Origin of the sequence: Roseburia sp. AF12-17LB, from assembly GCF_003479605.1 — a bacterium.
GTDB classification, from domain to species: Bacteria; Bacillota; Clostridia; order Lachnospirales; family Lachnospiraceae; genus Roseburia_C; species Roseburia_C amylophila.
In genome coordinates this window covers 127,621-153,241 of record NZ_QUHR01000005.1, presented here as the reverse complement: position 1 = coordinate 153,241, position 25,621 = coordinate 127,621, and the positions used below count along the sequence as shown (strand labels likewise).

At 39.9% G+C, this 25,621-nt stretch carries 23 protein-coding genes; 1 reads left to right on the top strand and 22 read right to left on the bottom strand.

The window, feature by feature from the left end:
- Window positions 1-63: 63 nt before the first annotated feature.
- The 7 genes from DWV68_RS08205 to DWV68_RS08175 all read right to left on the bottom strand — a co-directional run bounded on the left by DWV68_RS08205 (window position 64) and on the right by DWV68_RS08175 (window position 7,685).
- Window positions 64-660 carry an ECF transporter S component gene (locus DWV68_RS08205; RefSeq protein WP_118057245.1) on the bottom strand — a complete coding sequence of 199 codons (597 nt, stop codon included), beginning with the start codon at window positions 658-660 and terminating at the stop codon, window positions 64-66.
- A gap of 291 nt (window positions 661-951) precedes the next feature.
- Complete coding sequence (locus tag DWV68_RS08200) at window positions 952-1,995, bottom strand: electron transfer flavoprotein subunit alpha/FixB family protein (RefSeq protein WP_117699200.1); 1,044 nt, start codon at window positions 1,993-1,995, stop codon at window positions 952-954.
- Window positions 1,996-2,022: 27 nt separating this feature from the next.
- Window positions 2,023-2,805 (bottom strand): electron transfer flavoprotein subunit beta/FixA family protein, encoded by a 783-nt coding sequence (locus tag DWV68_RS08195; protein ID WP_022244337.1) that lies wholly within the window; start codon window positions 2,803-2,805, stop codon window positions 2,023-2,025.
- A gap of 81 nt (window positions 2,806-2,886) precedes the next feature.
- Entirely contained in the window at window positions 2,887-4,041 is a 1,155-nt protein-coding gene (locus DWV68_RS08190) for an acyl-CoA dehydrogenase (RefSeq protein ID WP_022244336.1), read from the bottom strand.
- A 27-nt stretch (window positions 4,042-4,068) separates the two neighbouring features.
- Window positions 4,069-4,941, bottom strand: coding sequence for a 3-hydroxyacyl-CoA dehydrogenase family protein (locus tag DWV68_RS08185; RefSeq protein WP_022244335.1), 873 nt, complete (start codon window positions 4,939-4,941; stop codon window positions 4,069-4,071).
- A 132-nt stretch (window positions 4,942-5,073) separates the two neighbouring features.
- Entirely contained in the window at window positions 5,074-6,258 is a 1,185-nt protein-coding gene (locus DWV68_RS08180; RefSeq protein WP_117841801.1) for an acetyl-CoA C-acetyltransferase, read from the bottom strand.
- 176 nt (window positions 6,259-6,434) lie between these two features.
- A complete protein-coding gene (locus DWV68_RS08175) occupies window positions 6,435-7,685 on the bottom strand; it encodes a cell wall hydrolase (RefSeq protein ID WP_118665475.1) in 1,251 nt (416 codons plus the stop codon).
- 192 nt (window positions 7,686-7,877) lie between these two features.
- On the opposite strand from DWV68_RS08175, the gene DWV68_RS08170 reads away from it, so the two are divergent.
- On the top strand, window positions 7,878-9,095 hold the full coding sequence (locus DWV68_RS08170) for an HD-GYP domain-containing protein (protein WP_117947692.1): 1,218 nt from the start codon (window positions 7,878-7,880) through the stop codon (window positions 9,093-9,095).
- 87 nt (window positions 9,096-9,182) lie between these two features.
- On the opposite strand, the gene DWV68_RS08165 is transcribed toward DWV68_RS08170, so the two are convergent.
- The 15 genes from DWV68_RS08165 to DWV68_RS08090 all read right to left on the bottom strand — a co-directional run bounded on the left by DWV68_RS08165 (window position 9,183) and on the right by DWV68_RS08090 (window position 25,560).
- A complete protein-coding gene (locus DWV68_RS08165) occupies window positions 9,183-9,506 on the bottom strand; it encodes a hypothetical protein (protein WP_117841798.1) in 324 nt (107 codons plus the stop codon).
- Window positions 9,507-9,527: 21 nt separating this feature from the next.
- Window positions 9,528-10,199 (bottom strand): PoNi-like cognate immunity protein, encoded by a 672-nt coding sequence (locus DWV68_RS08160; RefSeq protein WP_158575684.1) that lies wholly within the window; start codon window positions 10,197-10,199, stop codon window positions 9,528-9,530.
- Between the two features lie 38 nt (window positions 10,200-10,237).
- On the bottom strand, window positions 10,238-10,714 hold the full coding sequence (locus DWV68_RS08155) for a hypothetical protein (protein WP_118665473.1): 477 nt from the start codon (window positions 10,712-10,714) through the stop codon (window positions 10,238-10,240).
- A 30-nt stretch (window positions 10,715-10,744) separates the two neighbouring features.
- On the bottom strand, window positions 10,745-11,080 hold the full coding sequence (locus tag DWV68_RS08150) for a hypothetical protein (RefSeq protein ID WP_118544505.1): 336 nt from the start codon (window positions 11,078-11,080) through the stop codon (window positions 10,745-10,747).
- Window positions 11,081-11,111: 31 nt separating this feature from the next.
- Window positions 11,112-11,819: a PoNi-like cognate immunity protein gene (locus DWV68_RS08145; RefSeq protein ID WP_118665471.1), complete on the bottom strand. Its 708-nt coding sequence runs from the start codon at window positions 11,817-11,819 to the stop codon at window positions 11,112-11,114.
- 33 nt (window positions 11,820-11,852) lie between these two features.
- The gene (locus tag DWV68_RS08140; protein WP_197420833.1) at window positions 11,853-12,224 is read right to left on the bottom strand and encodes a hypothetical protein; all 372 of its coding nucleotides are present in this window, start codon (window positions 12,222-12,224) and stop codon (window positions 11,853-11,855) included.
- A gap of 2 nt (window positions 12,225-12,226) precedes the next feature.
- Entirely contained in the window at window positions 12,227-12,703 is a 477-nt protein-coding gene (locus DWV68_RS08135; RefSeq protein WP_022243001.1) for a hypothetical protein, read from the bottom strand.
- Between the two features lie 349 nt (window positions 12,704-13,052).
- A complete protein-coding gene (gene carB, locus DWV68_RS08130) occupies window positions 13,053-16,259 on the bottom strand; it encodes a carbamoyl-phosphate synthase large subunit (RefSeq protein WP_118665469.1) in 3,207 nt (1,068 codons plus the stop codon).
- Window positions 16,259-17,329 (bottom strand): carbamoyl phosphate synthase small subunit, encoded by a 1,071-nt coding sequence (locus DWV68_RS08125; protein ID WP_118665467.1) that lies wholly within the window; start codon window positions 17,327-17,329, stop codon window positions 16,259-16,261. Before DWV68_RS08125 ends, carB begins: the two co-directional genes overlap by 1 nt.
- Window positions 17,330-17,925: 596 nt before the next feature.
- Window positions 17,926-19,221, bottom strand: a complete 1,296-nt coding sequence (locus tag DWV68_RS08120) for a ComEC/Rec2 family competence protein (RefSeq protein ID WP_118665465.1) — start codon at window positions 19,219-19,221, stop codon at window positions 17,926-17,928.
- Between the two features lie 123 nt (window positions 19,222-19,344).
- Window positions 19,345-19,845, bottom strand: coding sequence for a replication initiator protein A (locus tag DWV68_RS08115; RefSeq protein WP_118057129.1), 501 nt, complete (start codon window positions 19,843-19,845; stop codon window positions 19,345-19,347).
- A 491-nt stretch (window positions 19,846-20,336) separates the two neighbouring features.
- On the bottom strand, window positions 20,337-22,781 hold the full coding sequence (locus DWV68_RS08105) for an ABC transporter permease (RefSeq protein ID WP_118665463.1): 2,445 nt from the start codon (window positions 22,779-22,781) through the stop codon (window positions 20,337-20,339).
- A complete protein-coding gene (locus DWV68_RS08100) occupies window positions 22,778-23,452 on the bottom strand; it encodes an ABC transporter ATP-binding protein (RefSeq protein WP_118665461.1) in 675 nt (224 codons plus the stop codon). The genes DWV68_RS08105 and DWV68_RS08100 overlap by 4 nt, the downstream gene beginning before the upstream one ends.
- 177 nt (window positions 23,453-23,629) lie before the next feature.
- Window positions 23,630-24,895: a sensor histidine kinase gene (locus DWV68_RS08095; RefSeq protein WP_118665459.1), complete on the bottom strand. Its 1,266-nt coding sequence runs from the start codon at window positions 24,893-24,895 to the stop codon at window positions 23,630-23,632.
- Window positions 24,871-25,560: a response regulator transcription factor gene (locus DWV68_RS08090; protein WP_008120506.1), complete on the bottom strand. Its 690-nt coding sequence runs from the start codon at window positions 25,558-25,560 to the stop codon at window positions 24,871-24,873. The genes DWV68_RS08095 and DWV68_RS08090 overlap by 25 nt, the downstream gene beginning before the upstream one ends.
- Window positions 25,561-25,621: the final 61 nt, after the last annotated feature.

Below are 25,621 nucleotides of genomic sequence, written 5' to 3'. Positions count from 1 at the left end.
AAATGCTCTGTTTTCTAATTACGAAAACAGAGCATTCCTCTTTTTATCTGAAGCAGATATTCTTTATTTATTTTTCATTGCAACCTGTAATGCCTTGGTAATTGCACTTCCTACCACGAAACAGGCTGCTGCTTCAATCAGTCCGTTTACACCTACAAAGGCAATGACAAAACGGAATGGATTTAAGCCGCCTGCCAGTGACTGTATGTAATCGGAGCTGAAGAAAAAGATTACCAGTGTTGACATGAAGAAAAAGGTATTTAAGATTGGACCTGCCAGGTTGGCAATTAAAATCTTCCAGTTCTTCATTTTCGGAAATTTGGATAATCCCTTATAGATAAGTCCGGTCAACCAGCCCATCAGAATTCTTGATACTACACATACCACGAAGGTTCCGAATGGATTGATGCCAAGAAGTACTGCTCCAAAAGGACTCATTCCAAAGCACTGGATAAAGCTTGTGATTCCAAATACTGCTCCTAATACTGCTCCACCCAATGGTCCTAAAATAATGGCACCAATTGTAACTGGAACTACAATCAATGTAATTTCCAGACCAAGTGTCTTAATATAACCAAGTGGGGTAAAAGCCAGAATCAGAATGATTGCAACCAACAGAGCCATCTCAACGAGTTTCACTGTTCTGCTACTTCTATTCATAGTCTCTTCCTCTTTTCTGCATCTGTCTGCCGATGCCACAATATTATTTGTCTGCCACACTGCCAAAACAGTTTCCTGCAAACCTTGTTTAGAATACCACTTTTTTCCACTGTATACAATGTATGTACCCAAAAAAATACCTGCGGTTTAACTACAGGCAACATACTTTGCAAATTTCCCTCTAAGCACATAAAAAGGGCATCACACAAATCTTCCGGTTTGCATGACACCCTTTTATCACACATCTCAAATGAGACTCATCCAAGATGAAATATTACATCCGTAAACGGATTATTTTGCAGCCATTTCCTCTTTTAAAGCTTTTGTAAGAGCTGGAACGATCTTGTTTAAGTCTCCTACTAAACCGTAATCTGCAACGTCGAAGATTGGAGCATCTTCGTCTTTGTTGATTGCGATGATGAGATCAGAATCTTCCATACCAGCTACGTGCTGGATTGCTCCGGAAATACCGATTGCAAAGTAAATCTGAGGACGAACTGTCTTTCCTGTCTGACCTACCTGTAAGTCAACTGGAAGCCATCCATTCTCTACAACTGCACGGGAGCAGCTTACTGTTCCACCAAGAACTTCTGCTAAGTCCTCTAACAGTTTGAAGTTTTCTTTAGAACCAACTCCACGACCTCCGGATACTAAGATCTTAGCGTCCATGATGTTTGCTGTATTCTTAACTTCTTTTACGATATCCATGATTTCAACATATCTGTTGTTTGGTGTAAATCCTGGATTGAACTCGATAACTTCTGCTTTTGCACCTTTGATTGGAGCAATTTTCTGCATAACGCCCGGACGTACAGTAGCCATCTGAGGACGGTTATCCGGACAAGCAATTGTTGCGATGGTATTTCCACCGAATGCAGGACGGGTCATCAGTAACTGATTGTGTTTCTGCTCCTGGTTTCCAACCGGATTGATTGGAAAATCACCAATCTCAAGAACAGTACAGTCAGCTGTCAGACCTGTTGCAACTCTTGCAGATACAGTAGGACCAAGGTCACGACCGATTGCTGTTGCACCAACTAACATAACTTCTGGTTTGAATTCGTTGATTACAGATGCTAATGCATGTGCATATGGCTCTGTTCTGTAGTTCTTCAGTTCCGGATCATCTACTACGATAACTTTATCAGCGCCGTACTCAGCAAGCTGATCTGCAAGACCTTTCACATCAGAACCAATTAATACTGCAGTTACTTCTGTATTTAAATCTTTTGCAAGTTCTTTGCCCTTTCCAAGTAACTCAAAAGCAACACCATTTAATGTGTTGTCTACCTGCTGTGCAAAGACAAATACTCCTTTATACTCTTCTAAACCCATTTTATTCACCACTTTTCCTTATTTTTATTAGATGATATGTTTCTCTTTGAATTTGCCAATTAAGTAAGATACTGCTTCGTCGGTATCGAGAGCAACCTTCTCGCCTGCACCTTTACGAACTTTGTCAGATGCTTTTGCGATTTTGGTCGGTGAACCTTTCAGACCAAGGTTAGAATCATCTACGTCTTTAAGGTCAGCTCTGCCCCATACAGTTACTTCTTTGTCAAATGCATCGAAGATTCCGCCTGGAGTCATGTAACGCGGCTCGTTTAATTCAGATAATGCTGTCACTAAGCAAGGCATTTTTGCTTTTAATACATGATATCCATCTTCAAACTGACGCTCAACGATTACGCTGTCACCTTCTACTTTGATATCCTGTGCATAGGAAATAACCGGAAGTCCAAGATGCTCTGCGATCTGAGGACCAACCTGTGCGGTATCTCCATCGATAGCCTGACGACCTGTGATAATTAAATCATAGTCAAGGTTTCTTAATGCACCAGCGATTGTAGTAGAAGTAGCCCAGGTATCTGCACCACCTAATACACGGTCTGTTACAAGGATTCCCTTGTCAGCGCCCATTGCCATTGCTTCACGAAGAACTTCATCAGCCTTTGGAAGTCCCATGGTAAGTACAGTAACTTCTGCACCGTACTGATCTTTTAATCTTAATGCTGCTTCCAGACCTGCTTTGTCATCTGGGTTCATGATAGTGAGCATTGCAGCTCTATCCAAAGTACCATCCGGATTAAATTTTACTCCGCCTTTTGTATCTGGTACCTGTTTTACACATACAACTATTTTCACGGTATATTCACTCCTTATATTTTTAATTTGTGTGCGCCATGATTTTTCGTTTAAAATCCTTTTGCGCCGATCTGTCAGAAACTATTTTAATAATGCGCCAGAAATAACCATTCTCTGAACTTCGCTTGTTCCTTCGTAGATCTCTGTAATCTTAGCATCACGCATCATACGCTCTACATCGTATTCTCTGATGTATCCGTATCCACCGAATAACTGAACTACTTCTGTAGTAACTGCCATTGCGGTTTCTGCTGCGAATAATTTTGCTTTTGCTGCTTCTACAGAATATACCTTCTGTGTTGCTTTAGCCATAGCAGCTTTGTAAACCAGCATCTGAGCTGCTTCAATTCTGGTTGCCATATCAGCAAGCTTGAACTGGGTATTCTGCTGCTGAGCGATAGAACGACCAAACTGTTTTCTTTCTTTGGTGTATGCAACTGCTCTGTCTAATGCACCTTCTGCAATACCAAGTGCCTGAGCTGCGATACCGATACGTCCGCCATCCAGAGTATGCATAGCGATTGGGAATCCTTTTCCTTCTGGTCCTAACAGATTTTCCTTTGGAATTCTGCAGTCTTCGAAGATTAACTCGTATGTAGATGATCCACGGATACCCATTTTCTTTTCTTTTGTTCCGAAGGAGAATCCAGGAGCTCCCTTGTCCACGATGAATGCAGAGAAGTTCTTCTTCTTTCTTCCTCTCTTATCTTCGGTAACACTTGTGATTGCGATTACGATATAAACGTCTGCAACTTTACCGTTTGTAATAAAGCATTTAGATCCGTTTAATACCCACTCATCACCATCTAATACAGCCTTGGTCTGTGCTCCCTGGGCATCTGTACCAGCACCAGGCTCTGTTAATGCGAATGCGCCAAGCTTCTCACCTGTTGCAAGTGGTTTTACATATTTCTGTTTCTGCTCTTCTGTACCGTAAGTCATAATTGGGTCGATACAAAGAGAAGTATGTGCAGATACGATAACACCTGTTGTACCACAAACTTTAGATAACTCTTCTACACACATAACATAGGTTAATGGGTCACATCCCTGTCCGCCGTACTCCTTTGGTACCGGAATTCCCATGAAACCAAATTTTGCCATTTTATCAACTGTTCCCTGTGGGAATACTTCTGTCTCATCAACTTCCTGAGCCAGAGGTTTTACTTCGTTTTCTGCGAAATCTCTGAACAGAGTTCTCGCCATTTCATGTTTCTTATCTAAACTGAAATCCATGTTCTGAAATCCTCCATAAATTTTATTTTACTGAGCGTCAACCGGGGTCTTTGTACGGTCAGCGTTGTATACATAGAATCCTTTTCCGCTCTTAGCGCCGAGGTTACCACCACGAACCATTTTACGGATTAATGGACATGCACGATATTTGCTGTCGCCTGTCTCGTTGTAAAGTACATCCATGATTGCAAGGCAGATGTCAAGACCAATGAAGTCACCTAACTCAAGAGGTCCCATTGGATGATTTGCGCCAAGCTTCATAGCTGCGTCGATACCTGCGATATCAGATACACCTTCCATTTTGATAAATGCAGCTTCGTTAATCATTGGGATTAAGATACGGTTTACTACGAAACCTGCAGCTTCATTTACCTGTACCGGAGTTTTTCCGATTTCTACAGAGATTTTCTTAATAGCTTCTACTGTTTCAGCAGGAGTATTTACACCAGCGATAACTTCGATTAATTTCATTCTGTCTGCCGGGTTGAAGAAATGCATACCTACCATTGGACGGGTAAGACCATTTCCGATTTCTGTAATAGAAAGACTGGATGTATTAGAAGCAAAGATACATTCTGGTTTAGCAATCTTATCAAGCTCCTGGAATGTTGTCTTCTTAACGCCCATATCTTCAAATGCTGCTTCTACGATTAAATCGCAGTCTGCGCAAAGATTCTCTTTTAAACCTGGTGTGATTTTAGCAAGGATTCCGTCAACAGTTTCCTGTGTCATTTTTCCTTTTTCTACCAGTCTTGCATATCCTTTTGCGATTTTCTCTTTTCCGCCATCAGCCCATTCCTGCTTGATGTCACAAAGAGCTACTTCATATCCTTCTACCTGAGCAAATGCTTTTGCAATGCCCTGTCCCATGGTACCTGCACCAATAACGCCAACTTTCATGTTAGTCCTCCTTAAAAATATATGTATTATATTTACCCGAAAACGAAAGTCTTCTGGGTTATAACTTGCAACGCAAGACCCGAGAAGCGTTTTACACTTCCCGGGTATATTTACTTATTCAGAAAGAGTGAATTAGTCTCTCTCAACAATTGTTGAGCAGCCCATTCCACCACCGATACACAGAGTAGCAAGACCCTTCTTAGCGTCTCTCTTCTGCATCTCATGAAGCAATGTAACTAAGATACGGCATCCAGATGCTCCAACAGGATGTCCAAGTGCGATTGCACCACCATTTACGTTAACCTTAGACATATCGAATCCAAGATCTCTTGCAACTGCGATTGACTGAGCAGCGAATGCTTCGTTTGCCTCGATTAAGTCGAAGTCATCGATAGACATTCCGGTTCTTGCAAGAACTTTCTTTGTAGAAGCAACAGGTCCAACACCCATGATTTCCGGCTCAACTCCGCCAAGTGCTCCTGCAACCCATGTAGCCATTGGTTTAACACCAAGCTCTTTTGCTTTTTCTTCGCTCATAACAACGATTGCTGCTGCACCATCGTTGATACCGGAAGCGTTACCTGCAGTAACAAGTCCACCCTCTTTACCAGAGCAGCATCTTAATTTGCTTAATGACTCAGCAGTTGTGCCTGGACGTGGTCCCTCATCTGTGTCAAACATAACAGTTTCTTTCTTAACCTTAACAGGTACAGGAACGATTTCGTCTTTGAATCTGCCTTCAGCAATTGCTTTTTCACATTTCTGCTGGCTGTTTGCTGAGAACTCGTCTAACTCTTCACGGGTAATTCCGTATTTGTCACATACGTTCTCTGCTGTAATCATCATATGATAATGATTAAATGCGTCTGTTAATGCATCATTTACCATGGTATCGATAATTGTTGCATTGTTCATACGATATCCAAAACGAGCTTTTGTCATAGCGTAAGGTGCCATAGACATGTTCTCCATACCACCTGCAACAACGATGTCTGCCTGACCAGCCATAATCATGTTTGCAGCTTCGTTTACACATTTCAAACCAGAACCACAAACTACGTTTAATGTAAATGCAGGAACCTCGATTGGTAAACCTGCTTTGATAGAAGCCTGACGTGCAACGTTCTGTCCCTGTGCTGCCTGGATTACACATCCCATCATTACTTCATCAACCTGTTCTGGTTTAACACCAGCTCTGTTTAATGCTTCTTTGATTACGATTGCGCCTAAATCTGCGGCTGGAGTATTGCTTAAAGCTCCTCCCATTTTACCGATTGCGGTACGACATGCGCCTGCTAAAACTACTTTCTGTGCCATTTTCTCGTCTCCTTCTGAATTAAATTTGCCTTTTACTATTGTTATTTTTTTAACAATCTTTTGTAAAAAAAATAAAAGAAAGCCTTTCCGGCTCTTTCCCGACAATCTGATGTTATCATAGAAAGGGGATTTTTGCAAGTGAAACTTGCTTTATTGAGCCGGATTTTCAGCTTTCCTTAATAAAATACATGGTTTCCGATTACAGTTCCATTAATCAGTCCGTTGTTTCTGCGGAAATATAAGCAGTTTAAGGTTCTTGTGCCTGCTAACACTTCTGTGGCAGCCTGCACACAGGACGCATCTGCCCCGGATGAAAGCACTACTGCGAAACGACCGCTGGCTACCGGTGAGAACTGCCCGCTCTGATAGATGACACCTACCACGGTATCCGGGAAATAACTGCTGTCCACACGGTTCATGACCACGCTTCCAACGGCAAGCTTCCCTTCATAGCTTTCGCCGCCTGCTTCGCACTGGATCAGTGCTGCCAGCATGGCAACATCACTGGCATTCACTGTCCCCCCACCGGAAGCATCGCTTCCTGTGGTATTATCCCCGGTGGATGTCCCATCCGGATTTACATTATTATCTGAAGCATCTGGCTGCTGACTGTTAATAAGTTCCTCTTCCTGACGCTTAATCTCCTCCTGACGGGCAGCATCTTCTTTCGCCTTCTGTGCCTCTAATTCTTCCTCATAGGCTTTCTGTCTTGCGATTTCCGCATCTGTGTCTGCTATTTCCGTCTCTGCATCTGCAACATCCGACTTTGCTGCGCTTATTTTTTCCTGCTGGGCTGCCACCAGACTGTCTGCCTTGCTCTTCTGCTCCTGCTTCGTCTGTTCTGCCGCAAGCAGTTCTTCTTTTGCCGTCTCTAAATCTTCCTTCTGCTGTTTTAATTCAGCCAGTGTATCCTGATAATCAGAAAGCTCCTGCCTGTCATAATCATAAATGGATTTGGCATATTCCATCCGGTTTAAAAAATCCGAAAAGGAGCTTGCTCCAAGCAGCAGCTCCAGGTAAGACTGATTGCCATTTTCGTACATATATTGTACTCTTTTCTTCATGGCTTCGTACTGGCTCTCAGAACGTGTTGTCAGCTCTGCAATCCGGCTTTCTGCTGCTTCAATCTCCACATTTTTCGCCGCAATTTCATCCTGGGTATCCGCCAGTTCGTTGCTGATTTCCTGCAATCCATTATTTAATTCCGTCAGTTCATCGGAAAGATTTATCTGATATTCTTTCAAGGAATCAAGCTGCGACTGCTGTTCCTCTCTCTGACGTTCCAGCTCTTCCACGCTGCTTCCGGTGTCCTTAGATGCCAGATCCACTCTTTCCTTGGTACCGGTGTCTGCCTGCACCGTCATCTGTATCATCAGAAACAGTATCAGCAATGCGGAAAACATACGTCGTTTACTGTTTTTCTTCATATCTTTATCCTCTTTTATGGATTTATCACGCCTCTTGTTTTCTTCCTTTATTATAGACGGCTTTCTTATGAAAATGCAACGAAAAACTACACTTCTTTTTCAATCCCAAGATTGTTTTTCCTCTCTGCTTGTGCTATATTTGAACTAGGAATTTTAACGGAAAAAAACATATTTTGTAAGGAGGTAACCGCTATGCTATTTATACGGACAGATGACTTAAAACCCGGCATGCGTCTTGCTAAACCTATCTATAATAAATTGGGCGTCATGCTTTATGACCGCGACACCAGACTGACCCGGCAGGGTATCGAAAGTATCCGGAATTTCGAGCTGATTGGTATTTATATTCTGGAGCCTGCCGAACCGGTTCCGCCATTATCCGACGAGGATATTGCTTTCGAACAGTTCCAGACCATTTCCATGTTCCAGCTTCGCGACTGCATGGATATGATTCGTAAAGGCAGACAGCCGGACAAGCTTCCAACGCTGGTCTCTTCGATTCTGTCCCAGTATGGCCGTCTTGACCACAAGCTGAACTTTGCGCAGAATTTAAGAAGCTCTGCGGATTATGTATACAAGCATTCCATCAGCGTTGCTATTCTGGTCGCCATGCTGACTCACCAGTTAAATATGCCGGATGATTTTCAGCAGACCTGTGTAACGGCTGCTCTGCTCTATGATTTTGGCTGGCTTTTAGTTCCGACCGAGCTTGCTGAAAAAACGGATCCTTTAACAGAAGAAGACGAAAAGAAAATCCTTGCCTGCCGTATCAAGAGCTTAGATTATCTGAATCCGCAGACTCACAGTATAAAGTTATCACCGGATGCTTTAAGAATCATTACCCAGTTTATTACACTCTCCGCTCCGGAAGAGGCTGCTGACCCATCCAAGATTTTCCGCAGCAGCGGCACAAAGCTTTTACAGGTTGCAGATGCCTTTGACCGGATGACCGCCATGAGCCTAACCAATGAGCCGATTTCCGAAATCGTTGCCATGAAATATTTGCAGGAGTTTCCGGAAAAATATGATACAAAGATTGTCCGTGCACTTTCTCTTTGCATCCACATTCTTCCAAGAGGTGCCTGTGTAGATTTATCCAATGGCGAAAAGGCGATGATTCTTGAAGATAACCCGGAGGATTATTCCAAACCTCTTATCTTACAGTTTACTAATAATGAAATCTTTGATTTGCGTGACCCGCACATCTATGACATTATCCAGATTCAGGATATTATGAAGACCATGGATAACCGGATTGCCATTGATGAAAATACTTTAAAGCATTTTACCTCAGACAAATATATCAAAGATGTAGCCGACCGGTTCCGCAAGCGCCAGAATCAGGCTGCCGCAGCAGCCGCTGCCCAGCCGGCACCAAAGAAAAAGACTGCAAGAAAGAAGCTGGTGTAGGATTATCAATACAGAATAGCCCACATATGTTCAATCCAAGAAAACCTTGAACATATGTGGGTTTCTTTTAAATGGGACAGCTATTATTTAATATTTAAATTCTTCATATAACATTCTGTCTAAGCTATGTTCAGTCAAAAAAAAGAATATCATATCGCAAAACAGTCTCAAATTATCTTTCTCGACTACATAACTTAAAGAGTTTAAAATTCCCTTTTCTCCCTCAACCTCATACTTTATCTTTCTTTCCTGAATTTCATCTTCAAATCCACATATTCCCATCGGAACAACAACATTATACCCTTTATAATTAACATAAACTCTACATTTACTTTCTTCATATTGAACTTTCAATGAACATAAGTCGTTTTCCCAAATATCAAATTTTTCTTTCTTTTGGATTCTCCACATTTCATTTTCTCCACGGGAATTTTATCTTTTATAGTGAACCAAATCATATGGATAATATGGCACATTCTTTAAATTACTGTCATCTAAATTTAATATTTTTGCAATAGCTCCTGCTTCAAAACTCCAGTAACCATAATATATATTCTGGTCACTTTTATGAGCCTCATAACACTCGTATTCTTTATTATACCAGTCCTCTTTCAAATATTTCTCCAATAAATCTGATTTATCTCTTTCTTTAACTAACTCTTTCATTATTTGAAATCTGTCTGGAAATAAAAGTGGTAAATTTGGTTGTTTTTCCCCCATCAGAAAAAGCAACAACCAGTCCTTTACCTCTTTTTCTTTCAGTTTTCTTTTTGTTAATGTAATCAGTTTTTGCTCTATTTCAAATAGGACTGCAAGTGATAGCATCTTTAAATTCTCATTATATGCAACCTGTGAAAAGAAGGACATTATCCACTCTTCATATATTTCCATAAAATCACTTCTTAAACAAGCTATGTTATCTCCCTTAGAATACCTTGCTATTATAATTCCAAGTTTAATACGAAAAATTCCCTGTTTTACTGGCACTAATCTTTCTGGTCTAACTTCTCCGCCATTTACTTTTTTTGTTAATTTTAAAATTCTAGCTGTATCTTCTGCTATGAATTCGTCGAAATATTTTTCACTTTTAATATAATCTCTCATTCCCTGATTTTCTCCATTTGGTATACACCACTGTATCATTAGATAACTTTATTTTCCATCAATGCTTTTTCTATTCGCTGCACCTTTTTCGCATCATCCAGAGTTTTCCACGCATGATGTGTCACATTGGGCATCTCCACACAAATAATTTTTTCCGGCTCAGCCATTAAATCTTCAAAATCATCCGCGGCGCAATAGATGCATTTTTTATGGTCCATTGCAAATTCAATCTCACTTTCCTGTATCCTGTCACAAGTCATGCCAAATATATGTTTAATTATATTTTGTAATTTTTCTTCTGAAAATTCTTTTTGATGCAAATTTAAAATGGATCTCACTTTATCAATAAAATCATTATAAACATCATCTTCCAACAAATTAATATATGCATAACTCATACCGTTATGAAATAGCACTAATCTCTCACCATATGAAAAATCTGACAAATAATAAAATTCATTAATTTTCCCACAATTTGTGCATTTAGCAGCTTCTCTTCTTACTTTTATTTTCATATTCATCCTATAATATATTTTTTATCTTTATCACCAATTTGCTCGATATTTTTCATTTAAAACAGAATCCATATTATTATCAACCAAAAAGAAATATATTTCATCTAAAAACTTTTCTTTATCCTCTTTTTTTATAACAAAATGTTTATCAAATCGGTCGTTGCCTTCAATACGAACATCTTCTATTGATGCCATCTTTAAATCTTCTCCAAACTCCCATATCAACATAGGTATTGTCAAATTAAATCCCTTATAGTTGATATATACTTCATCATCCTCCATCAATTCAAAAACTTTTATTTTTAAATCAATGTCTCTGTTTACATATACCACATAATTCTCTTCCGTTAATTTATCCCACAACATATAAAACGCCTTTTATATCCTCTAATCCAGATTAGATACTATTGCTTTTATAGTGAACCAAATCATATGGATAATACGGTACATCTTTCAAATTGCTGTCATCTAAATTTAATATTTTTGCAATAGCTCCTGCTTCAAAACTCCAGTAACCGTAATACAATTTTTCTTTTGCTTTATGAATATCGTACCATCCCATATTTTTATGTCCCACATACCAATATTTTTCCAAATATTCTTTTAATTTTTCAACTGCTTTTTCTCTATTTGCAACAATATCCATCAACTTATCATATGGGAAGCCAAAGGAATAGTCTCCTTCCAGTTGTTCTATGCTTCCATGCATTTTGTAATTAACAAAAAATTCCAATAAAGCATCTTTCCGATTATATTGAGTTACCAAATCCGACAATATACCAAACTTTTCTCTACTTACATCGAATAAAATTGCAAGTGCCATCATCCACAGCATATCAATATAGCTGGAATTACCATTCCAATACAATGGCATATCATTTAATAACTGCATAAAATCATTTTCTAATTTTTCTATATCTTCACCACTAGAATATCTTGCAATAAGTAATTCAAATTGTATAGCATCAATCTTTCTTTTTACCGAATAAATTCTATCTTCTCTTACCTCATTATTTTTTAATTTATTTTGAAATTTTCTTATTCGCTCTGTCTCTTCCAGAATATATTCCGCAAAATATTGTTCATTCATTACTGTATCACGCAATGTCTGTTTCTCCTTAGTAGTGCTTCTTTCATATCATCGCCAACGATGCGCTTTTAAGAATTTATCCGGAATTCTTAACTTCAGTTCTCTTTCTAATTCTTTAAAAAAGACATCAAAATCAGCTTCTTCCCACCATTGTTGTGAGTTACTTAATGCCACTGTTCTTTCTCCATATAAAATGCAACATCCAAATCTTCCTCTTTCATAATTCAACCTTATTGGAAAATAATCATATGCTGTAAATTCCACGCTGAATGCTCGGTTATTCGCATCATCATATACGTCCAAAATGCAAAAATCTTTAACCTTATCCCCCATTTTTTTTTTTGCCATTTTAGTAAAATTAATTGCCATTGTCTGTGTCTCATTAAATCCCATACCAATACCCTCCGTTTTATTATCCATTCCTATTCTCCTATCAAATTTTTACCGTTTTCATCCATCCAATATCTCTGTTTTTCTGGTATTTCTTCTGTAAAATCCTGATACTTTCCTATCCAGCCATCTGGAACAAACGCTTCAAAAGATTCCGGTTCAGCATAATACGATATAAATACCCGATTTTCAAAATCTATTAAAATAGATGGATTATATGCTAATTTATCATTATAATCAGATTCCTTCATTAACATTTTCTTTAATTCTTCGGCTGTAATTTTATATTCTTTTATATGATCCAAAAATTGTGTTTTCGACAATTCATTTACTACTTTTATGCCAAATCTGGAATCATCATCAAAAGTATCATTATAGCCTTTCTTACGATATGCTTCTTCTAACTTAGGATAATCTAAAAAGCAATAATCTTTGTCTAAAATATACCACTCTATACAGCCGCACGATTTTATTGCTACTATAATATTTTCTGCATATATTGGTTTCATAATATATCTCCTTAGAGACCTGCTATTCTATTTTTATTGCCTCATATCATTTGGGATTATCACCGGAGAATTCCGGTATCTATGAATTGTCCTATCCGATTATTTCATATCATTTTCCATAGCTCAGTACTCCCGCTGATTCTTCAGCAACTACCTATCAGATTAACCATTTTACATTTCTTTGTCAATTGTCATTTTTATTCAAATTATGTTTCCGTTTTTGTATATATTATATAAACGCTGCCTGCGCCTGTAGTGCCTGCTACCGGCAGCTTCTTACAGATGCCTGACAGCAAAAATTTCAGCCCCATGTGTTCCACTTGAAACACATGAGGCTGTTTCTTTGCTCTTAAATATTCTTCACGGTTGCAATATCTACCAGAGTAAGCTCTGACTGGGCATTTTCCAAGCTGGTTGCCAGTGCGTTGGCTGTATCCATTGCCGTGATACAGTATACGCCGGTCTCAATTGCATTACGACGAATCAGGAATCCGTCACGGTTCTTATCACCATTTCCCTGGGTCGGTGTGTCGATGACAAGGTCAATCTTATGTCCTAAGATTAAGTCCATAACGTTTGGTGACTCCTGGGTAATCTTATTGACACGCAGTGCATCTACGCCATGCTCCTGTAAATATTTTGCAGTACTTCTGGTTGCATAAATCTTGTAGCCTAAGGCTGCAAAACGTTTTGCTACGCCGACTGCTTCCGGCTTGTCTGCATCTTTTACCGTCATAATCATCTGCTTATATTTCGGAAGCTGAACACCTGCTCCTAAGAAAGCTTTATATAAAGCTTCATCAAAGGTCTTGGCAATTCCTAAGCATTCTCCGGTGGACTTCATTTCCGGTCCAAGGCTGATTTCTGCTCCACGCAGTTTCTCGAAGGAGAATACCGGCATCTTGATTGCGATATAATCTGCGGTTGGTGCAAGTCCCGGTGTGTAGCCCATTCCTTTGATGGTATTTCCAATGATAACCTTGGTTGCCAAGTCTACGATTGGGATACCGGTAACTTTACTGATATATGGTACCGTTCTTGAAGAACGTGGATTTACTTCGATGACATATACCTGCTCGTCCATTACGATAAACTGGATATTAATCAGTCCTACTACATGTAATGCCTGAGCCAAACGCTTGGTATATTCTACCAGCATTTCTCTTACTTCATCACTGATGGTCGGTGCCGGATATACGGAAATACTGTCTCCGGAATGTACTCCGGTACGCTCGATATGCTCCATGATACCAGGAATTAAAATATCTGTACCATCGCATACGGCATCTACTTCGATTTCCTTACCCATCAGGTATTTATCAACCAGAATCGGGTGATCCTGAGCAATACGGTTGATGATTCCGATAAATTCTTCAATCTCTTCATCATTGTATGCAATCTTCATACCCTGTCCGCCCAATACATAGGAAGGACGAACCAGTACCGGGTAACCCAGACGGTGTGCAACTTCTTTGGCTTCCTCTGCAGTAAATACAGTTCCGCCTGCTGCTCTTGGAATTCCGGTCTTCTCTAAGATTTCATCAAAGAGCTCTCTGTCCTCTGCAGCATCTACATCTTCTGCCTTGGTTCCAAGAATCTTGACACCCATCTTCATTAAGCTTTCGGTCAGCTTGATTGCGGTCTGTCCACCGAACTGAACTACAGCTCCGTCCGGTTTTTCTAATTTTACAATTGCCTCAACATCTTCCAGGGTCAGCGGCTCAAAATACAGTTTATCTGCAATATCAAAGTCTGTTGATACGGTCTCCGGGTTGTTATTTACGATAACTGTCTCCCAGCCTTCCTTGGCAAATGCCCAGGTGCTGTGTACGGAACAGTAGTCGAACTCGATACCCTGTCCGATACGGATTGGACCGGAACCTAATACCAGAACTTTCTTCTTCGGTGTTGTCTCTTCTGCTTCGTTTTCACTGCCAAATACGGAATAGTAATATGGAGTGGATGCTTCAAACTCTGCGGCACAGGTATCAACCATCTTAAAGGCTGCTACGATACCATTTTCGTAACGCATGTCATGAATTTCTTTTTCACTCTTTCCGGTAAGTTCTGCAATGACTTTATCCGGGAATTCCATACGTTTTGCTTCTTTTAAAAGCTCTACGGTAAGTGGTTTTGTCTTTAAATCCTGCTCCATCTCAACTAAGATAGCCAGTTTGTCAATAAACCATTTATCAATCTTTGTAATCTCATGAATTTTATCATAAGATACGCCACGGCGCAGTGCTTCTGCAATAACCCAGATTCTGCGGTCATCTACCACATGTAACTGCTCCTGTAATTCCTCATCAGAAAGCTTGCTGAAGTCATAGGATAAAAGACTGTCTACATGCTGCTCTAAGGAACGGATTGCTTTCATCAGGGCACCTTCAAAGTTATTGCAGATACTCATAACTTCTCCGGTTGCTTTCATCTGTGTTGTTAACGTACGTTTTGCAGTGATGAATTTATCAAATGGAAGTCTTGGGATTTTTACTACGCAGTAGTCTAACATTGGCTCAAAACTTGCATATGTCTTTCCGGTAATTGCATTCTTGATTTCATCTAAGGTATAGCCCAGTGCAATCTTTGCAGCAACTTTTGCAATCGGATATCCGGTTGCTTTGGATGCTAATGCAGAAGAACGGGATACACGAGGATTAACCTCGATAACACAATATTCAAAGGTTTCCGGATGCAGTGCGTACTGTACGTTACATCCACCGGTAATATTTAATTCGGAAATGATATTAAGTGCAGAAGTACGCAGCATCTGGTACTCTTTATCACCTAATGTCTGGGAAGGTGCTACTACGATAGAGTCTCCGGTATGTACACCAACCGGGTCAATGTTTTCCATATTACATACAGTAATACAGTTTCCATTGGCATCACGCATTACTTCGTACTCGATTTCCTTCCAGCCTGCGATACAACGTTCTACCAGCACTTCTCCGACACGGCTCAGACGAAGTCCGTTGGATAAGATGTCGATAAGCTCTGTCTCATTATGTGCGATTCCGCCGCCGCTTCCTCCTAAGGTATAAGCAGGACGAAGTACAACCGGATATCCGATGGTATTGGTAAATTTGATACCATCTTCTACATTGTGTACTACCTGGGATGGTGCACATGGCTCACCGATTTTTTCCATGGTATCTTTAAATGCCTGGCGATCCTCAGCCTTAAAAATTGTCTCAGCAGTTGTACCAATCAGTTTGACACCATGTTTCTCTAAGAATCCGGATTCTGCTAACTCCATACCAAGGTTAAGACCTGCCTGTCCACCTAAGGTAGGAAGGACGCTGTCCGGTTTTTCTTTTATGATAATCTGCTCTAATACTTTTGCAGTTAATGGCTCGATATAAACTTCATCTGCAATATCCTTATCTGTCATAATGGTAGCAGGATTGGAGTTTACCAGAACAACTTCGATTCCTTCTTCTTTTAAAGAACGACATGCCTGTGTTCCTGCATAGTCAAACTCTGCAGCCTGTCCAATGACAATCGGACCTGAACCAATTACTAATACTTTTTTAATATCTTTATTCTTAGGCATTATTTCGTTCCTCCCATCATCTCAATAAAACGGTCAAAAAGGTAAGCAGAATCCTGTGGTCCCGGACATGCTTCCGGATGGAACTGTACGGTGAAAATGTTCTTTCCGACATACTCTAATCCTTCGTTGGTTCCATCGTTTACATTTACAAATGCCGGTTTTGCAATTTTCTCATCCAGGGTATTGGTATCTACTGCATAACCATGGTTCTGGCTGGAAATGTATACACGGTTGGTCTTTAAATCCTTAACCGGATGATTTCCTCCACGATGACCATATTTCAAATGATATGTGTCTGCACCGGTTGCAAGTGCCATCAGCTGATGTCCCAAGCAGATTGCAAAAATCGGTGTGTCAGATTCATATAATTTACGAATCTCTGCAATAATCTCCTTGCACTCCTTCGGGTCTCCAGGTCCATTACTTAACATGATTCCGTCCGGATTCGTGCTTAAAATTTCTTCTGCTGTGGTGTGTGCCGGATAAATGGTAACTTCACAGCCTCTTTTATTTAATGACTGGGCGATGTTTCTCTTAGCACCAAGGTCTAACAGTGCTACTTTTTTGCCCTTTCCAGGCAATACGCTTTTCTCTTCACAGGTTACTTTATCTACCACATTTCCTGTGGTGTAAGCCTTTAATTTTGGAATAATCTCATCCAGATTGTAATTCTCATCTGTTGTAATCATTCCATTCATTGTTCCCTTTTCACGTAAGAGCTTGGTTAATGCTCTGGTATCAATTCCTGCAATTCCCGGTATATCGTATTTTTTCAGAAAATCCTGAATGGTTCCTTCACAACGGAAATTACTTGGCATTCTGGATAATTCTCTTACGATATATCCATCTACCCATGGACGTCCTGACTCCATATCCGGTGTAATTCCATAATTTCCAATCAAAGGATATGTCATTACTACCGCCTGTCCTGCATAAGATGGATCTGTCAGTACCTCTAAATACCCTGTCATCGACGTATTAAATACGATTTCACTGATGACTTCCCGTGTTGAACCGATGCTGGTTCCGGTAAATACATTGCCATCTTCCAATATAAGAAAAGCTTTCATTTGTTCACCCTGTCCTTTCTATTCTTCCGATACCTGCGCAAAAAAAAAGAGTCAGTCATCTCTTTTTCCTTCCTTTTGCATAAAAAATGCACCAAACCTGCACAGTCTACCTAAATTGTAAAAATTCTACCATATCGGAAAGGTTTTTTCAACCTTTTTTGCAAAACAAATAGTCACTAAGTTTGATGCATATTTATCCATTTTTTATGCATTTCTTCTTTTTCCCTCTATAATAACCACCCTTCCATTTTCCCGGCACGCCAAAAGAAGCTGCCGTACTGCAGCTTCTTTGGTGTTTGTTAAAGAATATCATTTATCTATAGGAGTACGATTAACTGCTCTGCGGTATATTCCGTACCAGCTTTTGGAAGTTTATAACTTTGAAGCTCGGTGCAGTTCCTCTTCATATTTTGTCAGATACAGGACTCTGCCTCCCGGAAGAATATTTCTTCCGGTGAATATGGATATTGCCGTCTCCATATTCCAAAGGAGTCACTATGATTCACGAGGAGTTAGTTGCTACTAACTTCGTTTATTGTATACTAATCAAATAAAAAGTGCAAGGTGCTTGGCGATTCGTTTTTCTCATTAAATTTTTACTGTGGCGGGTTACATCTTGAGCATGGTGTCAAACCCATGTTCTTCGCCTCTGACAAAGTCACCTCATGGTCACTCTTTTTCAAATACGAGCAGCCTGCCGAATGATATTTTGAACCGGTGTCTGTAATATGTACCATAACGGAACTGCTGTCACTATTTGAACTGCCGGATGCATCTGCAGCTATACCTGCATCACTGCTGCCTGATGATGTAGTGCTGTCTGCTGTGGAATTATTTGCTGTACTATCACTGCTTCCGGTCGGTTCTCCTGCTTTCCAGCTTTCTGATGGGGAGCAGTTCCAAGTGATATCATTTCCATCTGACGTGGCTACAATCGTACCCTGTTCATCGGTACGAAACACGGATATGCCGGCTGCCCGCAGACGGTTCAGCACCTCTGCATGAGGATGTCCGTATTTATTGCCTTCACCGGCACTGATTACCACATAAGTCGGTGATACCTTATCCAAAAAAGCCTGACTTGTGGCTGTTTTGCTTCCATGATGCGCCGCTGCATAGACATCTGCGGAAATATCAATTCCATTATTTAAAATGTCCTCTTCCGCTTTTTCTTCTGCATCTCCGGTAAAGAGGAAACGGTTGTTGCCATTCTGCACCAGCACACCCACCGACCAGTCATTCATGTCATTTCCATAGTCTGCATTCGGTGCCACGATGGTAAAAGTTGCTCCGCCCAAAGTATAAGTCTCTCCAACTACCGGATAAGTAGTCTGATAGCCCTTGGACTTCATTGCCTGCACCACATCATCATAGGTTCTGGTGTCATTTGCCACATCTGGCATGATAATTGTATCGCAGTCAAATTTATAAATTACTACATCCAGTCCGCCAATATGGTCTGCATCCGGGTGCGTTCCTATGACATAATCCAGTTTTTCTACGCCCTGGCTCATAAGATAGGACTGTACCGTTGTTCCTTTGTCATTATTGCCGGCATCTATCAGCATGTAATGACCATCACAGGATATCAAGGCAGCATCGCCCTGCCCTACATCTATGAAATGCACCTGCATCTGTCCGGCGGAACTGCTATCTGTCTTATAGGTATTACTAATGACTCCTTCAGTAACAAAATCTTCGGTATCACCGTCTGACTCTGTATTGGTACTGGTCTCAGTTTCTGTTGCAGCCTGCGATTCCGTGGCAGCGGAACTTTCCCTGCCAGGATTTTCTTTCTTATTATCCGAATGATTGCCGATTGCTCCGGCTATCATCAATACGAAAATAATAACAGCAATCCATAATTTCTTGTTTCCGGATTTCGATTTCATTTTCCTAACTCCTCCGTTTTTCTTAAAATTTCTTTTCTATTATAATATTTTTTTTATGTTTTTTCCACAGAAAAACACTCCAGCCTAAGCCAGAGTGTCATCCCACTTCCATATTAAACTACCTTAATTTACTTCATAATATTTATTTCTTTTATATTTCTCAGTTACTTTACTAGGTGCCACATTTCCGACTCCTGCACAGCCATTTTTTCGGCTAGATGATGGTTGCTTTTCTGACTCTGTTATAGCCATCTTTTCAACCGCCTTATTGTCAACTGGCTGTAAACCTATCTCATCAGATGGAATTTTTACATATAAATGATTATGTTTTGAAAATCCACCGAATCTGCGAACCAATAATCCCTCATCATCTAATTCTTTCAATGTTGTTTTTACAGAAGATTTGCATTTGCCGATTTGAACAGACAATTCATCTATTGGAAATATCAGATAAACGTTTCCATACTTGTCTATCCAGCTATTCTTTCTCGATATCCGCGCCCGGTCATACAAAATCATATAAAGGAATTTTGCAGTTTGAGAAATTCGCAGTTTTAGCAAAAACTTCGGAAACCGGAAGTACTGAATCATCTGCTCTGACTCCTTCATGTATTCATATTTCATTCTTTTCTCGCCTCATTTCTATTTCTAACTGTTGTAAAAATCATTTTTATGCCGGCTAAAAAATGTTCTTACACATATATAAAAGATGAAGGGCATAAACACAGGCTCTTGATAAAAATTTTTTATTTTTCCTGCAAAAAATACCCTTTCATTAATACGAAACGCTGAAAGGTATTTTTACAGCCCCTGAGGAAAACTTTTTTACTTTTTCAGTTAATTGAATATTTGAAAACAAAAAAAACACTCACTTATTCCAGTGATATGCCTTATCAAAATTTTCTTATTTTGTTGTCTGTGACGCTTACTCAGAAACGCTTGCGTATCTGCTAAAATGTAATCGCCTGCAATTATATTTTCACGTGGGTGTGGGGGCGCTTTCTGCCCCCACTCAGGAAATATTGCTAAAATACAGTTTAGATTTACCATACATACAAATTGGAAGTTATCTATTTCTCCTCTTCGTTAAGACCTAGTTCACTACATATTACTTGCTATCCCTGATACCTTATTCTTTCTACCAGCGTTTCCTTTTTCAGATTACTGCTTAAAACGCAGGAAAGTACAATCTGCAACAGACCGACCAAAAAAATCATAATAAAAATTGGTACGATTGGAACATGATAGATATTCATTCCAAATATTCCATTATGTTTTGCATAGGAAAAAAGTGCATAGCCGAGCGGCAGACCAATGATCAAAGCTACGCATATGGTGCCAACCGTAAAAATCAGTCCCTGTAACTGCAGGCATAAATTTAATTGTTTATTTGTCATACCCACAGCCTGTAATATACCATATTCCTGCTTTTTTGTCGTAATATTCATGATCATGGTATTCGCCATATTCATAAACCCGATGAGTCCCACAACCGCCATAAACAGATAACAGCCAAGCTTCATCATGCTGCTTGCAAATTCGGCAGATTGTAACTGCGCATGATAAGTATCCATTTTCATATGTGAAGTATTAGAAATCAAAGTATTCAGACTTTGTTCTACAGATGCCACATCTTTTTTATCACAGTCCACCCACAGATAGCCATAGGCTGTTCCTCTCGGATTCATGGAACGATATACACCTTTCGGAATGACAAGATAAGTGTCCGCACTTACAAAAGATCCTGCAATCTTTCCCTGATAGGTATAGGTTCCACTTCCATTCTCAAAGTCAAATGCAATGGATTCACCCGGAGCATATCCATCTTGTTCCATCCACGTTGACCAGCCAAAGAAAATATCACCATTCTTTACCGCCTGATCATAGTCCATAGAGCCAATATCCCCTTCCTGGCGCATAAAATCAAAATCCTTTTTACTCACAATATCAGCCGGAAATCTTGTTCCGTTCAGATTTACAGAGACAATCTCTCTCGTCATGACATCTGTTACTCCCGGAATGCTTTTGATTTCTTCAATCAGCGAATCATTCAATGGATCATCCGTCAGAATCGTATCCAGATTATTCTCCGGATATCTTTCATCATACTCAGCAGAATAGTCAAGCTGCAGTTCAAATTGTCCATGATTAACGGAAAGACGTGCTTCATGCTCCGTGTCAATATTTCCCACATAATTAGAGATAATCACAAACAATACGCAAGAAAAACCCATTGTGAGGATAGTACCAATAGTTCTTTTGGGATTACCCGTTACATTTGCCATTGCCATAGAAAACACGGTGACATTTTTTCTGCCATTTCGTTTTCCTTTTTTTTGTGTTTCTGCATTTTCTAAATACCGTGTTGCTTCGATAGGTGAAATCCGTGAAACAATTTTCATTGGTTTACGCAGTGCCAACGCAACAGTAAGAAATGATACGAAAATACAGAGAAGCATAACAGGCAGGGAAAACAGAGGCACCTGCTGATTTTGAACTCCCATAGAGCCAGTTCCGGTTGATACAAGGTTCCCCTGTTCTACCAGCCAGTTAAAACCGCATTTTGCAATCAGAAAGCCAAAAAGCAATCCAACTGGTATTGAAAAAAATGTCAAAAAAATGCCCTCTCTGAAGATCAATTGTTTCATCTGCTTTTTTGTCGCTCCCAGAGCCTTGATTTTTCCATACTCCTGTATCTTGTTGGCAATACCGACCTGAAAAATATTATAAATGACCACAACAGAGAAAAGTACAATTGCAAGAATCAAAACCCCGCATACCGCAATCGTTTCATAACTCGGCTGCAAGACCCATTGCAAATAGAGATCATTGACTATAACGTTTTTTTCTTCGATCCCACAAGCTGCTGCAATCTGCTTTATAACCGAATCAATATTATTCATAGATACATTTGCAGAATCATTTAAAGTAAAATAAATATTATACTGTCTGTCATTCTCTGCGACGTGCTCATCATAAAACTCCTGTGACCCGAAAGCAACATAAGATGCCTCGATGGTATACTCATCCCGATCATATAGGATTCCGCTGACAACAAATTCTTCCGGCTTATATTCTGACTGCATCCCTGCGCGGTAATCCAGTGTAACCGTATCTCCGACCTTTACATCATCATATCCCATTTCACGAAAAAATGCTCTTCCTGCGGCAATTTCCTGCGTTCCCCCCGGATACTTTCCTTCCTTTAACTCATATTCCTTATTATAGGGAAGCATTTTTCTTGCAGTCTCATCCATGCAGACAAAACCACCGTTTTCGTTGCCTTTTATGATACCTTCGGTGCACATAGTGCCTGTAGCATCTATTTCCGCACGGCGGTTTACTTCCTTTAACTGCGATCCGTCTGCTGCGACAAACAAACCATAATTGCTTCCATATGAGCCTGCCGCCTGACTTTTCTGTAAACGGATCATTCCATTTCCCACAGTACTGATAATCACAAGCAGCATCGTAGTCAGACATATGGACATCATAATCAGTATACTTCTTGTCTTGTTCTTTTTGTCATTGCTATATGCAATCCTGCTTATTGTCTTCATCTGAAATCCACCACCTGTCCATCCTCAATCACCAGAATACGATCAGCGACCTGTGCAATTTCGTCATCATGGGTAATCATTACAATTGTCTGTCCATATTTTTTGGCTGTCATCTTAAGCAGGGCGATTACCTCATCACTGGTCTTGGAATCAAGATTTCCTGTCGGCTCATCTGCAAATATAATTTCCGGACGATTCACCAGTGCTCTTGCAATTGCTACTCTTTGCTGCTGTCCTCCGGATAACTGATTTGGCAGATTGTAAATCCTCTTTTCAATCCCCAGAGTTGCAATGATATCATTTACATACGCTTCATCCACTTTTCTTCCATCCAGCCCCAGTGGCAGTACAATATTTTCCCAGACATTAACAGATGAAACCAGATTAAATGCCTGAAAAACAAATCCGATTTTTCTTCTGCGGAAAACAGCAAGGGCATCTTCCTTCATCCTGTATAAATCTTTCCCGGCTAAAGTAACACTGCCTTTTGTCGGGATGTCAAGCCCTCCAAGCATATGAAGTAATGTACTTTTACCGGAACCTGACTTTCCGACAATTGCGACAAATTCTCCCTGCTCAATCTGAATGTCCACCTGATTGACCGCTTTGACCTGATTCTCACCCGCGCCATAAAATTTACAAAGCTGCTTGGTTTCTAACATCACACTCATGTGTTGCCTCCTTTTCAATTCTGTAAAACGTACCTTTTCAGCACACTTTCTTTGCCTGTTTATATATTTGGTCATTTTTCAACCTACATCCAAATTGTATCAGGATAATCTTTCATTTCACTTTCAAAAAACGAGCAGAAGTCTTACAGAATTGTAAGATTTCTGCCCACTTAAAATTTAACCAACATATGGTAATTGAATCACAAACGTGCTTCCTTTTTTCTTTTTGCCGGAGGTTACCGTAATCGTACCTGCGTGTTTTTCGATAATTTCTCTCGATAGAAAAAGTCCGATTCCTGTACCACTCTTTTCCATGACCTCCCTGGAACTTCCTCTGTAAAATCGTTGAAAAATTTTGTGATACTCATTCTGCGGAATACCAATTCCCTGATCCTCAATTTCCATTCTTACAAGATCGTTTCTTTTTTGTAAACGGATAAATATTTTTGAACCACACGGACTGTACTTGATTGCATTATCCAGAACGTTGATCACAGCTTCACCAAGCCACCTTTTATCCTGCATAATCGTGCATGTTTCCAGCTCTTTTTCATAGTCAAAAACAAATTCAATCTCTTTCTCATCCGCTTTGGGATAAGTACGGTTCACAGCAGATATGACAGTATCCATAAGCGGAAGTTTTTTCTTATTCATCTGAATCAGTCCAGTTTCCATCTTGGATATTTCAAGAAGCGACTGTAATAATGTCTCCAGTCCATCCAGAGCACTCCGACAACGGACACGAAACTCCTCCTGTTCTGTAACACTTAAGTCATTCTGCATCAGCACACTAAAACATATATCCAAAGCTGCAACCGGTGTCTTTAACTGGTGAGAAATATCAGAAACCATTTCTTTCGTGCTCTCTTTTTCTTCCCGTGCTTCTTCCTTTAGCAACTGAATATGATGTCCGATTGCTTCAAGCTGGTCATTCAATTTTTCCAGTTCTGCATGATTTTCCGTTTTCAGTAAATCATCAAATTTATTTTCACGGAATCTGATCAGAATTTCTTCCAACTGCTCTAAAATTTTCTGATGACACGCATCTTCTTTTTTCTTCCAATAAAGTAAAAAAGTCAAAAGGAGCACGCATATCACAGTGCTTACAGCACCGGTCACCATAACCTGATGCCGGAATTGCGAATAAAATGCATTCCCTTTATTCCCCCAGTATCCATATTGCTCCAATAATCGCCTTCCCTGTTCGTTCGTTTCAATATCCTTATCCTTAAGCAATTCCGAAACAGCATCCAGCCCGGAAAATTCTTCCTTTGCAGCAATCTCTGTCATAAGATTCATTTTATATTTATAATCTTCATAAAACACATACGTGGTAAAGCAATTTAATATTGCAAACAATAATATGACAGGTAATACCAGGGAGAGCACTACTGTAATCTTCTTGCGATATCTCTTTGTCACTGCCTTACCTCCTGATTCCATATATACCCAAGACCTCTGATATTCTTTATATAGACCGGTGCAGCCGGATTGTCTTCGATTTTCTCACGGAGTCTTCTGATATTGACAGCGATTGTATTTTCATCCACAAAATCCCCTTCCAGATCAAACACATTTTCCAATATTTGTGTTTTTGAAAGAATCTGTTTCGGATTCTGAAGAAAAAAAGTCAGCATTTTCAACTCCGTTTTTGTCAGACTGATTTCACGACTCTTTATCAGGACTTTCATTTCTCCTGCGATAAATACGATATCTCCCGAAATCATCTTTCCGGCTTCCGTTTTCTCCTGTCTGCGACGGAAATGTGCTTCTATTTTCAAAAGAAGTACCGAAAGACTAAACGGCTTTGTAATATAATCATCTGCCCCAGCTTCATATCCCATGACCTGATCCATCTCCTGATCTAGTGCTGTAAGACAAATAATGTATGTATTATAATTGCATCTCATCCACCTTACAAATTCCAGTCCATTCCCATCCGGAAGATTCACATCACAAATGGTAACATCCACATTATTATCACTTGCAATTCTTTTCGCTTTTTTCACTGATTCTGCTGAAAAAACCTCATATCCGGATTTTTTCAGCGAAAATGTAATTCCACGATTTAAATTTTCATCATCTTCAACCACAAGTATACCTGGCATAGCATATGCGCCTCTCTTTATTAACTATTCTCCTCGTTGCAACGCACAAATTCTTTCCAAC